Genomic DNA, 14,376 nt, shown 5'->3' on the forward strand with positions numbered 1-14,376 from the left:
GTCCTTTCCGCATCGGGTGCGGTGGGTGGGCTTGCCCCACAAAATCGGGGCAGGCTCACTTCTCTTCCACCAGTGATAGAATCCAGCAGCACCTCTCGATTCGAATTCGGGGATACGACATGGGAATCATTGACACTGCGACCGCGATACTCTCCTGTGGAAGCTGCGGGGCAGCCGACACGATAAAGGCGACTCAGAGAAACTCCGGTCCGCGAGTGGATCCGTGGTCCGACTTCAGTTCGTCCGCCCAGTTCGACGTGGTCACCGAGGATGGCGTTGGCGGCCCAGAGGTCAAGTCCGCCACCTGCAGAAAATGCAAGTCCCCTGCGCAGGTGAAGCAGTCATTGTTCGGTGTCTAAACGACCGATTGCGATTCTCGACGTGTCTCATGCTGCTGCTGCGCGTCGTGCGGTGACGGCGCGCAGCACAGGGCTGGGAGTCGCCTGAGCGTTTCGCGCCTCCAGGTAGAGGTCCACCTCGCGCATCAGTGCCTCCATTTTCTTGCACCGATGGTTGCGGGTGACGTTGGCGTGGACATCCCACCACACCCGTTCAATCCGGTTTCCCTCTGGGCAGTACGGCGGCAGGAGGTGCAGCACGACGCGCCCGTCCAGTGCCGCGAGCGCCTTCTGGGTCACCTTGCTGGAGTGGGTGGCGGCGTTGTCCAGGATGAAGTGCAGATGCTTTGCCTTGGGATAGGCCGCCACCACCGCTCGCACCAGGTCGATGAAGAGCGCACTCGTCTTCCTCTGCCCTTTGACCCACGTCAGTCTACCGGTGCGCGCCTCCAGGGCCCCAGCCACGTACTGCTTGCGGTTGTTGCCCGGCGTCACCACCTCTCGCCGCTGTCCAGGTAGCATCCAATCGGGCCCGATTTTGGGGTTGAGTCAGCGCTTCACCTGCCCGCCGCATCAGCGCGTGCAGCTCGGCTTCCGCTTCGTCGGGGCCGTAGACTTCGCCTTCCCCCAGCCATCGGCGAAGGTCCGCCGCCAGCTTGCGCGCCGGCTGGTAACGGTTAGCGGGCGACCGCTGAAGGAGCTTGCGCAGCACCAGGCCCCGCGGAAGAGGCTCCGTCAATGACTCCAGGTCCGCCTGCGTGTAGCTCGCCGCGCGCCGGAGCGCGCCGTCGTATCCGTCCGGTCCAGCCCAGGGAGTCATGGGCTGTCGTCGCTACTGCGCTGGTCGTCATCACGCCGCACACTCTACGTCTCCTCGCTCCTCGCCTATACCTGGGCTGAACCGGAGGCTTACGCCCCAACCTCCAAGGGGGCGCCCTAGCCCCAGCCCCTCGTCATTCGAGGGCCTTGCCGGACCGCGACAGCCACGTCCGGCAATCCACGCGGGCGAGCCGAAACGGGAGCCGAGCGCGAACGCCACGCATCACCACCAGCCGCACGCTCAATCATAAACAGCGCCCCAGCCCGGACACCAGCACCCCGGGCAGAACATCCCCTCGAAAACAGCAGAGAGGACTTGATACGCCCGCCAACCAGAGCGTGTATGTCTTTCGCGACGGACATAAAGCACCGCGCGACTCCGCAGGAATATCGACTATGAGCGCCACGGCCATCCCTACCTTCATCGTCCCGGTCAAGGTTGTTGATTTCAGCAACACCGTATTGACGCTGACCCTCGGCAAGACCCGGTACGGCACGGCCCAGCCTCAACTGGACATCTTCCTTCCGCCCGGTACCACCCACCGGCAGGCGAGCGCACTGCTCCACACCTTCGCCGCCAGCCTGGAGCTGAACACCCCCTGTGCCTACCCAAAATTCAGTCGCTGCGTCATGAGTGCGTCAAGGCTGCGTCAAAACGTGCGTCATGACGTGAGCGATGCGCATGACGAGCCGCTGGGGCCTCCCTTCCGTTTGATAGGGGTCGGAATTATGCCCGGCTCAGACGCCTCAACTCCTCTCTGCCTGCGTGTGGACACTCCCCAACCTTCCTGCGAACGCAGGTAGGCTGGTGCAGCACGCGCGGGTCTACGAGGGTGTTGTTGGAAAGGCCGCGACTCTACGCAGCGCGGCGCTCGTACCTGTGGTGGAGCCCGAAGACTTCCCGTAGCTCTATCACCTTGGCTCCATGCTCCGGGCCCTGCACCTTACGCGTCTCGGGCGCATCTTTCCCGAGCGACAGGTGAGTCCGGCTCGCATTGTAGTAGCGCTGGTACTCGCGCAGCAGGCGCCGAGCGTGGGCTTCGTTCAGGACGACGACATGGTCCAGCAGCTCCCTACGTATCGAGCCGATGACTCTCTCCGCATAGGGATTCTGCCACGGACACCGTGCTGCACTCGGCACCTCGCGAATCCCCAAATGGGTAAGCGTGGCGCGAACACCCTCCGAGTAGAGCTTGTCCCTATCTCGGTGCAAGTACCTCGGAGCACTGGTCCAGGGAAAGGCCTCTCGCATCTGCTGCTTCGTCCATTCTTCCGTCGGGTGCGCTGTCACATTGAGGTGGAGGATTCGCCTGTCTCGGTGACTCACAACCACAAATCCCAACAGCACTCCAAACGTCGCAGTCGGAATGACAAAGAAGTCCATCCCTGCGGACTCCGCCAGATGCAAGCGCAAGAAGTTCCGCCATGTTGGTGACGGTTTCGGCGCTCCCCTTCCCGGTCTGGGCATGTACCGAGCGACCGTTGTCTGGCCTACTTCCATCCCCAGCTTCAACAACTCCCCATGAATGCGCGGGGCACCCCATGTCGGGTTGGATTCAGCCATGCGCCGAATCAACGCGCGCAGCTCCGGAGTTGCCCGCGGCCGCCCCACCCGACTCCGGGACTTCCAGCGCCAGAAGAGCCGGAAGCCCATCCGATGCCACTTCACCACTGTCGCCGGCTGAACCAGGCACAATGGCCTCCGCCACCCCTGCCAGAAGCGCTGGAGAAACACCCAGAAGAGGCGGTCGCCCCGAGCAAGCCTCGGTGATGGGTGCTTCTCGCGAAAGACTGCGAGTTGCTGGCGAAGAGCCAAATTCTCCAGAGCCAGTTCCGAACGGCTCCGCAAGGCCGAGCGCAACGTCTGAGCCAGCGCCTTTACGAAGGCCCGCATCCTGTCATTCTTGCCGGCCGTAGCCGGCACGCCAGAATTCTGCCGCGCCCCGTGACGGACCGCATGGCATCACAGAGGCATCTGCGCACACTCAACCACTTTCGCCCTGTCAAGCCCCAGCATTCTTCGGGCCCCTCCGCAGGACTGTGCCTGCAATGACGCGTTCGCCGACGCACGCTTCTCGCCAGACCCGAATAGCCGGTAGCCACAGGTGCTCGGGACGGTCGGCTGGCAGGAACAACGGCGGCAGTGGGAGGGGCTGAAGCCCTACCTGAGGGGCGCTGAGGCGAGCCGGAAAGGTGCGACGCCTTGACTTCCTTGGCAGAATCTTGAAGGGCTCACGTGCTTCCGATGGCTCCTGATCGGGGCTCAGGGTACAAAGAAGGACGTCATGGCTACTGCGGACCAAGTTAAAGCGCTCATCCGGAGCCACGCCGATGGCGACGATACGCGCTTCTACGCAATCGCCATGCAGGTGGCCGCGCAGGCGGCGCGGAGCGGCCACGGCAAGTTCGCGCAAGAGCTTCGAGAGCTCGTCGATCAGGTGAAGGCGCGCGCGAAAGCGACCGAGCCGGCGCGAGGGCCCAAGCCTGTTCCGCTGGCCCAGCCCCGCGGTGAGCTCGCGGGCCTGCTCACGGTCGGCTATCCGAAGACCCGCGTGAGCGACATGGCGCTGCCTGACCCGCTCCGCACGCGTCTCGATCGCGTACTCACCGAGCAGCACGAACGCGCTCGCCTCCGCGAGCACGGCTTCTCGCCCATGCGGAAGCTCCTCCTTGTCGGGCCCCCGGGGACCGGCAAGACAATGACCGCTGCGGCGCTCGCGGGTGAGCTCGGTCTGCCACTCTTCAGCATTCAGCTCGACGGGCTCATCACGAAGTACATGGGCGAGACGGCTGCGAAGCTCCGGCTCGTGTTCGACGCGATCCAGTCGACGCGTGGCGTGTACCTTTTCGACGAGTTCGACGCTCTCGGCGGCGAGCGAGGCAGCAAGAATGACGTCGGCGAGATCCGCCGCGTGCTCAACTCGTTCCTCCAGTTCCTCGAGCAGGACGACTCCGACAGCCTCGTGCTCGGCGCGACGAACCATGTCAGCTTGCTCGACCGCGCGCTCTTTCGTCGCTTCGATGCCATCCTCGAGTACTCGCTGCCCACCGAGGAAATCGCAACCCGCGTGATGAAGGGGCGGCTGGTGCTCCTCGATACGAGCAACATCGAGTGGCACACGGCGGCGGAGGCTGCAAAAGGCCTAAGCCACGCCGAGATCGCAATGGCATGCGAGCAGGCCGCCAAGAACGCCATCCTCGACCACACGACGGCCGTGCGTGACGTCGAGCTCGTGGCCGCGCTCGAGGAACGACGCAGTACGCACGCATAGCGGGCATCAAGGGGACTGACGCGTGTCCGCACCTCGCAACCGCAAGCACATCCTCGTCCCCGGCCCACCAACGGCTGAGGAGTACAAGCCCCACGGGCGGAAGATCGACGTCACCAAGCCCGCGCCACCGACGAGCCGCGCGAAGCACGGCAAGGCGTTGGAGCGCGCGCTCAAGGCGGCCGTCGTCGAGGCGGACAAGCGCCGCGACGAAGCTGACATCGAGGTCCACGGCGCGGTGCCTGGCCTCTACGTGCAGTTCGAGAGCCAGCCCGGTGTGCCGCTCCAGGTGACATCGCTCGAGGACTCGCGGCAGGGCATCGAGGTCGTCGCCGTCAGCCACTCGAAGACCGACGAGCCCGAGCCGCGCCGCATCGAGCTCGCGACGGTGTTCGTGCCCGACGGCAAGGTGAAGCACTTCCTCAAGCGCTTCGAGAGCTACGCGAAGACAACGCCGAAGAAGGAACGCGAGCGCCGCTACGAGGACATGCTCGATCCGGTCGCGACGCTTCGCCTCGCGACCTTGCGCAGTCTGTGGACTGACGCGACCGAGGCATACCCCGACGAGAACGAGACGATCTGGTGGGAGGTCTGGCTCCGTCGCCAGGACGGCAACGAGCTCGAGCGCCTGATGGAATTCGCGGCTGCGCAGGAGATCGACGTCGCGCCGCGGCGCCTCATGTTTGACGATCGCATTGTCACGCTCGCACGCGCCACTCCCGCGCAGCTCGCCGCATCGATCGACGTGCTCAACGACGTCGCCGAGGTTCGAAAGGCCAAGGAAGCCGCCACGGTATTCGTCGACATGGGCCCAGAGGACCAAGGCGAGTGGGCGAAAGAGCTGAGCGATCGCGTCACGCCGCCATCGGCTGGCGCGCCAGCCGTCTGCGTGCTCGACACCGGCGTCACGCGCGCGCACCCGCTGCTCGACGGCTCCCTCGACGTCGACGACTGCCATACCTGCGAGCCTGCGTGGGGTACGCATGACCACCTCGGCCACGGCACCGAGATGGCCGGCCTCGCGCTCTACGGCGACCTCACGCCGGTCCTCGCGGGCACACAGAACGTCGCGCTCCGGCACCGGCTCGAGTCGGTGAAGATCCTGCCGCCCAATGGGCACCCTGCGAACCCGCCCGACCTCTATGGTGCGGTCACGGCCGAAGCGGCGAGCCGCGCAGAGCTCCAAGCCCCCGAGCGACAACGCACGTTCTCGATGTCCATCGCTGCCACCGACGAGCGCGATCGAGGCCAACCCACATCGTGGTCTGCGGCGGTCGACGCGCTCGCCGCTGGCCGCTCATTTGATCCGAGCACGCAGGGGCTCGACTACCTCGACGAGGGCGACGATGCCGCAGGACGCCTCTTCGTGCTCTGCGCCGGCAACGTTGACGAGACCGCGCTCTCCGTCGATCACCTCGAACGCAGCGACACCGATCCCATCCACGACCCCGGCCAAGCATGGAATGCGCTCACGGTTGGCGCCCTGACCGAGAAGGCCGTCATCAACGACCCAAAGTGGGCGAGCTGGCAGCCGGTTGCGCGGCCAGGTGAGCTGTCGCCGTGGAGCACCACCGGCGTGACGTTCGCCGACGCGTGGCCCATCAAGCCCGACGTAGTCTTCGAGGGCGGCAACGTCGTGAAGAACGCCAAGGGCGCGGTTGACTTCCCATGCCCTGATCTCTCGCTGCTCTCGACGTACTTCAAGCCCGCCGACAAGTCCTTTGTGCTGAGCTGGGCGACCAGCGCGGCGACGGCGCAGGCAGCGCGTCTCGCTGCCCTCATCTCGGCCGAGTACCCGACGTACTGGCCCGAGACGCTGCGCGCCCTCGTGGTGCATTCGGCAGAATGGTCGGCACAGATGCAGACCCACCTGCACGGCGCGAGCGGCAAGCGCGCCCGCGCGAAACTCGTCCAGCGCTATGGATTCGGCGTGCCCAGCGCCGAGCGTGCCTTGCGGAGCGCAAACGACGTGCTCACCCTCATCGCGCAGAGCGGCATCCGCCCGTTCACCGAGGGCAAGATGCGCGAGCTGCACTTTTTCGACTTGCCCTGGCCGCGCGACGTTCTCGCGCAGCTCGCCGCGACGCCAGTGCGCCTGCGCATCACGCTCTCGTACTTCATCGAGCCGAACCCCGGCCGGCGCGGCTGGAAGAAGCGGCACCGCTACGCCTCGCACGGCCTGCGCTTCGACGTGAAGGGACCAACGGAGTCGATCGAGGAGTTCCGCAAGCGCCTCAATAAGAAGGCGCTCGAAGAGGACGAGGCCAAGCCCACCACGGGCGGCGACTCGTCGGAGTGGTACCTCGGTGAGCAGGCCCGCAACCGAGGCTCGCTCCACTCGGACATCCTCTCGTGCAACGCCGCCGACTTGGCCGAGCGCGGCGCCATCGCCGTGTACCCGGTGAGCGGCTGGTGGAAGGACCAGCCCAAGCGCGACCGTAGCGACAAGGGCGCGCGGTACGCGCTGGTCGTCTCCATCGAGACGCCCGGCGTCGAGACCGACATCTGGACGCCGGTCGCCGAGCAGGTCGGCCTGCCCATCGCCATCGAGCCGTAGCCCGGCCACTCGGCGCATTTAGAGCACCAGGAGCCTCGCGCGCCTTGAGTTCGCCCCATCCGCCGCCGTACTCTGGAAACGGCTGGAAGACTGCTCCCTTCTGCCCCCACGGAGCCAACCCGGATGAGCGACGAGATTCTGACGGTCCTTGAGGTCGCCGCCTTGCTTAAGGTCGCAGACAAGACCGTCTACACGATGGCGCAGAAGGGGGAGATTCCGGCCTTCAAGGTCCGCGGCCAGTGGCGGTTCCGGCGGGTCGACATCGACACGTGGATCCAGGCACAGACCACCGCACCGCGCCGTCAGGGGGATGGGGATGCGTAGCCCCGCCAACCCGTCGCTCGCCGTGCGAGATCCCTTGTGCCTACCCAAAATTCGGTCGCTGCGTCATCAGGGCGTCAAAACGCGCGTCATGACGTGAGCGATGTGCATGACGAGCCGCTGGGCATGTCAAAGCTGATTGCCCCGCACCGCCGAGGCCGCAAGACGAAGACGCGGGACGGGCGTGAGTTACGTCGCTACCGTCGACGCTGGAAGGTGGAGCGGCTCTTCGCCTGGCTCCGCTTCTTCCGGCGCCTCGTCACCCGCTACGAGGTGAAAGCCGAGAACGTCCTCGGGTTTCTCCACCTCGCCTGCGCTCTCATCCTCATGCGCCAATTCTGAGATCGGCTCTACTGACGCAGAGCAACTCAAACATCACGCAGCGGCCACGAACACAGCACACCCCAATCGACTCCCTCTTGGTCGGACGACCGAAGAGCAGGGCCTCCAAGGGCTTCGTGCCCCACGAGCCCGACGAAGCCCAACAGTTCCAGGCACGCTCCAGATCACAGGGTGTCAGCACCGTTCTGCTGACGTCACGAGCCTGTCACAGCCACGGTCACGAGGCTTGCCTGGAGGCCCACCCCTCGGGGTGCGGACCGCCCTTCGGCCCTTGCACCGGGCGCAGATATCTTTGGGCTTCGCGTTCTCAAAGTACTCCGCGTGACCGCATGGACAGGACTGCCACCTTTTTTCGATGACACCCAATAACCCCACTCATTTCACGGTAGTTTTCCCGTGTCATGACAGCCGATTGCGCTTCGCACTGCGGGGTCCTTCACATGGCCGATTCCCGGACCTCCAGTCCAGTGAGTCAACACCCGATCAAAACCCCATGACCCCAATCCGAAGTCTGTGGCTCGCGGCCGCCCTACTGATGGCCGCCTGTGGAACGACTGAGCTCGCGCAGCCCGACGACGTACAGGATGCGACGACGGCCCAGGGCCTCTCCACGCTCTCCGTGCGAGGAACCACCAGCGCGAGCGGCCCGGCCACCACCACCCTCTCCATCCCCACCCCCGTCGGTACGGCCGCCGGAGATGTGCTGGTGATGCAGCTGAGCAATCGCGAGGCCGTCACCGCCGTCGCCACCCCACCCGCTGGATGGACGCTGCTGCGCTCCGAGCAGAGCGCCTCGGCCATCAAGTCCTGGCTCTTCCTCCGCGTGGCCAGCGCGGCCGAGCCGAGCAGTCACACCTTCACCCTCGACCTCGCCAGCTCCATGGCGGCCACCCTGGTCGCGGTGTCGGGCGCGGATCCGCTCCAGCCGATCGACGTGCACGTGGGCCAGAAGAATGGCAACAGCGCGAGCCTCGCGCTGCCCGTCGCCACCACGTCGTCCGCGAACGGCCTCGCAGTGTGGTTCTCGGCCCAGGTCTGGGGAGGCGCCGCGTGCCCCGCGGTCCACACCCCTCCGACGGGCTTCACCGAGCAGCTCGACACCTGCCTCGTCTCGTCGTCGCGCGGCGTGCTGCACAGCGCCGCCACCTCGGAGCTCGGGGCCGCAGGTCCCCAGCCCGCCTTCACCGGCAGCTCCACGCTCCCCAACACCAACATCACGTACGCGGTGGTGCTGCGTCCCCTCCAGCCGCCGGCCACCGGGGAGATCACCCTCGTCGGCACCACGCACGCGAGCGGCAAGATGGTCACCAGCCTGACCCTCTCGACCCCTCCGGGCGTCGCCGCCGGTAACGTGCTGCTGGCGCACCTCGCGAACCGGAACCAGATCGGCGCCGAGCTCACCCCGCCTGCGGGTTGGACGCTGGTGCGCACCGACATGAGCACCTGGAGCATCCGCGGCTGGGTCTTCGTCCGCGTCGCCACCGCCAGCGAGCCCGCGAGCCATACGTTCCAGAGTTCCATCGCGAGCTACCTCGTCGGCAACCTCGTGGCGTATGCCGGCGTCAATCCGGCCAACCCGATCGACACGCACGCCGGCAAGAGCAACAGTGGCTCGACGGCCTTCACGACGCCGCAGCTGAGCACCTCGACCGCGGGCGGGGCTGCCGTCTGGTTCGGCGCGCAGGTGTGGACCGGCGCCGCGTGTCCGACACCGGCGATCGAGCCCCCCGTGGGCTTCGCCGAGACCTACGACACCTGCCTGGTGTCCTCGTCCCAGGGCCTCGTCTTCAACGCCGCCTTCATGCCCCTCGCCGGTGCCGGCCTCCAGGGACCGTTCAACGGGAGCTCGACGTTCGCCGAGACCAACGTCGCGCAGGTCGTCACCCTTCGCCGCGCCGAGGTCGCACCGTCCTCGGGGGTCGCGTTGCGTGGGAGCTCACGCCACAGCGGCCTGTCGCTCGCTTCGCTGTCGATCCCCAAGCCGTCGGGGACCGCGGCCAACGACGCGCTCATCGCGCGGGTGACCGTGCGCAACAACATCTCCGCGACCGTCACGCCGCCCGCCGGCTGGACGTTCCTGCGCTCGGAGCAGAGCGCCTGGGCCATCCGCACCTGGATCTTCTACCGCGTCGCGGGCGCCTCCGAGCCCGCGAGCTACGCGTTCGGACTGGACGCGGCCACCCACATGGCGGGGAGCGTGGAGGCCTTCAGCGGCGTCGATCCGATCCAGCCCATCGACGTGCACGCAGGCCAGAAGAACGGCGACTCCGCGTCGTTCACCGTGCCCGACGTGGTGACCGGCAGCGCGGGTGGCCTCGCCGTCTGGTACGGCTCACAGGTCTGGCCGGACGCCACCTGCCCTGCCACCGGCATCGAGCCGCCGCTCGGCTTCACCGAGGCCTTCGACGCGTGCCTGGGTCACGCAAATGGACTGCTCTTCAATGCGGCCTACCGGTCGCTCACCGCGCCGGGCCTCCAGACGGGCCTCTCCGGCAGCTCCGCGTTCGTGCAGACCAACACCGCGCACGTGATCGTCCTGCGCGCCGCCAACGCCCCCAGTTGCATGGTCGGCGACACGTACGCGAGCACCTTCACGCTCCAGGGCACCGTGACCGCGCCGGAAATCGTGGAGCCCTCGGGCCTGGCCGCGAGCCGCGTGGTCGTCAACGCGCTCTACGTGCACAACGAGGACACCACCGCGATCGTCGCGATCAACACCCTCAACGCGAGCACGATCGGCACGTTCAACGTGACCAACGTGACGCCGGCCGACTGGGAGGACCTCGCGACCGGGCCCTGCCCGAGCGGCTCGTGCATCTTCATCGGTGACATCGGGAAGTGGAGCGCCAACTTCCCTCCGGGTGGCAGCCCCACGTCGTTCACGATCTACCGCGTGCCCGAGCCGGATCTCGCCAACGGCCAGACCTCGGGGGGGCTCGTCGCCGAGGCCTTCCCGTTCGTCTATCCGGACGGCGCGCAGGACGCGGAGTCGCTGATGGTGCACCCCACCACCGGGGACATCTACGTCGTCACCAAGGACGGGGGCACGGGGAAGAGCGGCGTGTACAAGTTCCCCCGGCCGCTGACGCCGGGCGTGCAGGCCACGCTGATCCACGTCCACACGATCCAACTGCCGCTGAACGGAGACGCCAACTTCTCGGCCGCGACCGCGGCGGCGATCCACCCATGCGCGGATCGCTTCCTCCTTCGCACCTACCGCACTGTCTACGAGTTCCGTGCGACGCCGGGACTTGGCTTCGAGTCGGCCGTCTTCGCGACGCCCGTCACGCTGACCGACACCACCGAGGGCCAGGGTGAGGCGATCGAGTACGAGGCCAACGGCGCGAGCTACTTCACGATGAGCGAGAGCCCCTCGCCCTTCAGGCTCAAGCGCGTGCCCCTGCGGTAGGACCGCGTCGACACGCCGAGGAGCAAGGCCGGTCGTGGGGCACGTCCCCATGGCCGGCCTTGCTGTTCCGAGTTGGGAGCTCGCGTTCGGCGCCGCCGTACACACGGCGTCTCGCCTGAAGCCCAGGCACACCCGCGGACCGGAGCGTGAGCACCGGTCCCCGCGCGCATCGCCGGGCCAGATGCCTCTCCTCGGAAGCGACGTGCGGCACGGAGGTCTCCGCGTCGGACTCCTTGCGAACCTGCGGGGCAGCTGCGCCCGCTGCGAGGGAGTCCACGCCATGGAGACGATGGCCACGGCGCTGCGACGCTACTTCGACGAGAGCGGCTTCGAAGAGGACGGCGGGTACGCGTCCGATTGGGTCGACTTCAAGCTCGGCCCCCTCCCCTTGGGCTTGATCCGCTTCAGTGGACACCCAGGAGGAGGCAGGTACGGCATCCCCGACCCAGGAGCAAGGGCAGGCCGGTCTGGCCGCGTGGGCAGGAACCGAGGAGGGCTGGGGTAGATGAGCCCTGAGCACGCGTCGGGAATCAAGTCGAGGTGACACCGAGAACTTCCCGTGTTCCAGGCTATGCGAATGAGCCGGTGCTACCGCGAGGGTGACCTCGCGTGTCTGGCTGCGACCTGGGGGGCGTGCGAGAGTACCCCTCCTCTTTATGCGTCTGATGAACAACCTCTCCGTAGCCATTGCTGGAATGATGCTGGTGCTGGCCGCTTGCAAGACGACGGGCCCTGCACCCGCCCGCGATATCCCCACGGCAATGAGCCAGGCCGCGACGACCCTGCTGCAGTCACGACTGCTGCACGCAACGTCGATTGCAGTGGTCTATCGCGGCGAGGAGTTCATCCTGCATCGGGGTGAGCTGGAGACCGGCAAGTCCAATCCGCCCGATGATTCGACCCTCTATGAAATAGGGTCGGTCAGCAAGACCTTCGTCGGCCTGCTGTTGGCAAACGCTGTCCTCGAAGGCAAGGCGACCCTCGACGACCCGATACAAAAGTATCTGCCGTCCGCCTATCCGAACCTTCAGTCAGACGGCGAGCCCATCCGTCTGCGCCACCTGGTCACACACACCAGCGGCATGCCGGGGATGTTGCCACTGCAAGTGAATGAGGCGTTGAGGGACTTCACTGCGCATGCCACCCCGGCAAAGCTCAATGCCGCCTATGCGGACTACGGGCAGCCGCGGTTCTGGCAGGACCTGCACACCGTCAGCATCAAGGGCCCGCTCGGCAAGGACTATGCTTATTCGAGCGCCGGCACCGAGTTGGTCGCGCACACCCTCGAGAAGATCCACGGGGCTCCCTACGAGTCGTTGCTCGCGGAGTTCCTGGCGCGGGAAGCCGGTATGCACGACACGTGGCTGCGCCTGCGTGCCCAGGACGCCAACCGCCTGGCTCCTGGCTACCACAGCGACAACCCGGTCGGCACCACGCCGATGCCACTCCTGCCCTGGGGCGCGGCGGGAGCCTTGAAGGCGACGATGCCGGAGATGGTGAAGTACTTGCGCTTGCAGTTGAGCAACCATCCCGCGGTGACAGAGTCACACAAGCCGCTGGTGCGCTTCGCGGAGGACTTCAGCATTGGCTATTTCTGGAACATCGGCCAGAGCAGCCAGTTGGGCACCCACTACGTGCATCACGGCGGCGTGCCTCGCGCGCAATGCTATCTCTACCTCGTGCCGAAGTATCAGTTGGGGGTGTTCATCATCACCAACCAGAGTGGCGATGCGACCGCCAATGCCATGGAACGCGCGCTGGCGCCCCTCTTTGACAGGGTCGAATCCATGCAGGGCCGCTAGCACGGCGAACAACAGGGAGTGAGTACGCGTCGAGCCCGCGCAGACTTCTCTCAGCTCGACAAGTCGTCGGAGAGCATGTGGAGCAGGGAGGCCGCGCGCAGGTTCCCAGCCCCCTCGCGGGAGGTGGGCCTGCTCACTCGGTCGCGGCGCACGGCCTCGGGGGTGGGTCGTATCGCTCACCGATGCGCCGCTCGACCTCGACAACGCGGCTCACCTGGACGCACTCCCGCGGGCCGATGAGCGCGTCCCTGAGCTCGGCGGGCGCACAGCGCTTTGACGTTGGTTCGTGGTGACTACTGGAGGGCCTGCGCGTCATCGCCCCCTGGGGAGAGCAGCCTCTCCATGGGGAGTTCCACTCCCTCTCGCGCCAGGTACGTGATGGTGACGACCTTGTTGTCGGTCGAATCCACACCGCGCACCGTCACGAACGCCGCGTTCCACACCTGCCGCTCCGGAGCCATGAAGGCCGTGCGCACGAAGTTGAAGGACTGCTCGTTGTCCCCATGTTCCGTCTCGATGCGGCACAGGCTGGCCCGGCACTCGATGGACCTGAGCTGCGAGGGGTCTGGCAGCGCGGCCCTCACGCCGTCCTTCGCTTGCCGCTCGGCGCTCCGCGCCCACGCGGTGTCGAAAGGCTCGTCTCCGAAGTAGGCCTCGAGGCGCTGTCTCACCTCCTCCGTGGAGGCGGACGAAGGGGCGGGCGTCCCCCCAGCCTTGGGTGTCGCGGCGGCGGGCTCGGGTGTCGAGGCAACGGGCTCGGGTGCCACGGGCGAGGGGACGGGGACCTCGACGCGCGCTTCACGGAGACGGGCGGGGAACGTGGGCTCGGGCGCGGAGGCCGGCCCCTGCCTCTCGGTCGAGAGCGGCTCCGCCATGGAGGCGCGTCGAAGGAGCTCGTCCCTGTCATGCCGCTGCTGGAAGAACAGCACGGTGGCGCACGCGCAGGCGAGGGCGCCTCCCGTCAAGAGATGCCGGGGCTTCATGGTCATGACCTCGGTGGAGGGAGCCGCCGCTCCCCGAAAGCCGGGGAGCGGCGGCTCGACGGGACTACTGGTACCAGTAGACGCTGTTCACGCGTCCGCCCGGGTTGAGGTCGCACGCGAGGTTCAGGGTGCCGCCGACAGGCACGTACACCGGGCCGAGCGCGACGCTCACGTTGGCGCCGAAGCTCGGGAGGTAGGTGACGGGCACCGACCACATCTGCGTCGCATCACGGCTGAGCGCGAAGAACCGGCAGCCGACGTTGTTGGCGGAGCTCGCGCCATAGGCATTGAAGGTGACCCGGTAGTTACCGGAGTCGTCGACCTGGAGCGGGTAGAACAGCCCGACCGTCCTGGGGCAGTTGTTCGTCTGCGTGGTCCACGACTCGCCCAGGCAGGCGCCATCCGCTTGGAGCTGGGGCTTGCCGTGCCACCCGGAGACGGTGCGGGCGCTGGCGGTCCCCGCCACGCTGCCGAGCACCACCGCTGAAGCAATGAGGATCCTCTTGTAATGGGCCATCGGTTCGACTCCTTGGAGT

At 66.7% G+C, this 14,376-nt stretch carries 10 protein-coding genes and 3 pseudogenes; 8 read left to right on the plus strand and 5 right to left on the minus strand.

The window, feature by feature from the left end:
• Positions 1-386 precede the first annotated feature (386 nt).
• Entirely contained in the window at positions 387-860 is a 474-nt protein-coding gene (locus tag HUW62_RS22260) for an IS630 family transposase (RefSeq protein ID WP_176435547.1), read from the minus strand.
• Between the two features lie 693 nt (positions 861-1,553).
• On the opposite strand from HUW62_RS22260, the gene HUW62_RS48880 reads away from it, so the two are divergent.
• On the plus strand, positions 1,554-1,961 hold the full coding sequence (locus HUW62_RS48880; RefSeq protein WP_255203571.1) for a hypothetical protein: 408 nt from the start codon (positions 1,554-1,556) through the stop codon (positions 1,959-1,961).
• 52 nt (positions 1,962-2,013) lie between these two features.
• Here HUW62_RS48880 and HUW62_RS22270 read toward each other — a convergent pair whose 3' ends face one another.
• Both HUW62_RS22270 and HUW62_RS50030 read right to left on the minus strand, forming a co-directional pair.
• Positions 2,014-2,541, minus strand: a complete 528-nt coding sequence (locus HUW62_RS22270) for an integrase core domain-containing protein (RefSeq protein ID WP_176435548.1) — start codon at positions 2,539-2,541, stop codon at positions 2,014-2,016.
• A gap of 90 nt (positions 2,542-2,631) precedes the next feature.
• Positions 2,632-3,051, minus strand: a pseudogene (locus HUW62_RS50030) (hypothetical protein); the annotation flags it as partial.
• Positions 3,052-3,442: 391 nt separating this feature from the next.
• On the opposite strand from HUW62_RS50030, the gene HUW62_RS22275 reads away from it, so the two are divergent.
• The 7 genes and pseudogenes from HUW62_RS22275 to HUW62_RS48885 form a co-directional block, all read left to right on the plus strand.
• Positions 3,443-4,429 carry an ATP-binding protein gene (locus HUW62_RS22275; RefSeq protein WP_176435549.1) on the plus strand — a complete coding sequence of 329 codons (987 nt, stop codon included), beginning with the start codon at positions 3,443-3,445 and terminating at the stop codon, positions 4,427-4,429.
• Positions 4,430-4,451: 22 nt separating this feature from the next.
• A complete protein-coding gene (locus HUW62_RS22280; RefSeq protein ID WP_176435550.1) occupies positions 4,452-6,983 on the plus strand; it encodes a S8 family serine peptidase in 2,532 nt (843 codons plus the stop codon).
• Positions 6,984-7,106: 123 nt separating this feature from the next.
• A complete protein-coding gene (locus HUW62_RS22285) occupies positions 7,107-7,307 on the plus strand; it encodes a helix-turn-helix domain-containing protein (protein WP_176435551.1) in 201 nt (66 codons plus the stop codon).
• A gap of 99 nt (positions 7,308-7,406) precedes the next feature.
• A pseudogene (locus HUW62_RS22290) lies at positions 7,407-7,646 on the plus strand (transposase); the annotation flags it as partial.
• A gap of 493 nt (positions 7,647-8,139) precedes the next feature.
• Positions 8,140-11,055, plus strand: coding sequence for a cell wall anchor protein (locus HUW62_RS22295; protein ID WP_176435553.1), 2,916 nt, complete (start codon positions 8,140-8,142; stop codon positions 11,053-11,055).
• A gap of 665 nt (positions 11,056-11,720) precedes the next feature.
• Positions 11,721-12,857, plus strand: a complete 1,137-nt coding sequence (locus tag HUW62_RS22300; protein WP_176435554.1) for a serine hydrolase — start codon at positions 11,721-11,723, stop codon at positions 12,855-12,857.
• A 202-nt stretch (positions 12,858-13,059) separates the two neighbouring features.
• Positions 13,060-13,134, plus strand: a pseudogene (locus HUW62_RS48885) (hypothetical protein); the annotation flags it as partial.
• Between the two features lie 16 nt (positions 13,135-13,150).
• Here the strand turns inward: HUW62_RS48885 and HUW62_RS22305 are convergent.
• Both HUW62_RS22305 and HUW62_RS22310 read right to left on the minus strand, forming a co-directional pair.
• Positions 13,151-13,840 (minus strand): hypothetical protein, encoded by a 690-nt coding sequence (locus HUW62_RS22305; protein WP_176435555.1) that lies wholly within the window; start codon positions 13,838-13,840, stop codon positions 13,151-13,153.
• 64 nt (positions 13,841-13,904) lie between these two features.
• Entirely contained in the window at positions 13,905-14,357 is a 453-nt protein-coding gene (locus tag HUW62_RS22310; RefSeq protein ID WP_163866731.1) for a hypothetical protein, read from the minus strand.
• Between the last annotated feature and the right edge of the window lie 19 nt (positions 14,358-14,376).

This window comes from Myxococcus sp. AM011 (genome assembly GCF_013372595.1).
GTDB classification, from domain to species: Bacteria; Myxococcota; Myxococcia; order Myxococcales; family Myxococcaceae; genus Myxococcus; species Myxococcus eversor.

What these genes read in the sequence shown, in the direction of transcription:
- HUW62_RS22260 (WP_176435547.1), bottom strand. Translation starts at nt 860, where the DNA reads ATGCTACCTGGACAGCGGCGAGAGGTGGTGACGCCGGGCAACAACCGC.
- HUW62_RS48880 (WP_255203571.1), top strand. Translation starts at nt 1,554, where the DNA reads ATGAGCGCCACGGCCATCCCTACCTTCATCGTCCCGGTCAAGGTTGTT.
- HUW62_RS22270 (WP_176435548.1), bottom strand. Translation starts at nt 2,541, where the DNA reads ATGGACTTCTTTGTCATTCCGACTGCGACGTTTGGAGTGCTGTTGGGA.
- HUW62_RS22275 (WP_176435549.1), top strand. Translation starts at nt 3,443, where the DNA reads ATGGCTACTGCGGACCAAGTTAAAGCGCTCATCCGGAGCCACGCCGAT.
- HUW62_RS22285 (WP_176435551.1), top strand. Translation starts at nt 7,107, where the DNA reads ATGAGCGACGAGATTCTGACGGTCCTTGAGGTCGCCGCCTTGCTTAAG.
- HUW62_RS22295 (WP_176435553.1), top strand. Translation starts at nt 8,140, where the DNA reads ATGACCCCAATCCGAAGTCTGTGGCTCGCGGCCGCCCTACTGATGGCC.
- HUW62_RS22300 (WP_176435554.1), top strand. Translation starts at nt 11,721, where the DNA reads ATGAACAACCTCTCCGTAGCCATTGCTGGAATGATGCTGGTGCTGGCC.
- HUW62_RS22305 (WP_176435555.1), bottom strand. Translation starts at nt 13,840, where the DNA reads ATGAAGCCCCGGCATCTCTTGACGGGAGGCGCCCTCGCCTGCGCGTGC.
- HUW62_RS22310 (WP_163866731.1), bottom strand. Translation starts at nt 14,357, where the DNA reads ATGGCCCATTACAAGAGGATCCTCATTGCTTCAGCGGTGGTGCTCGGC.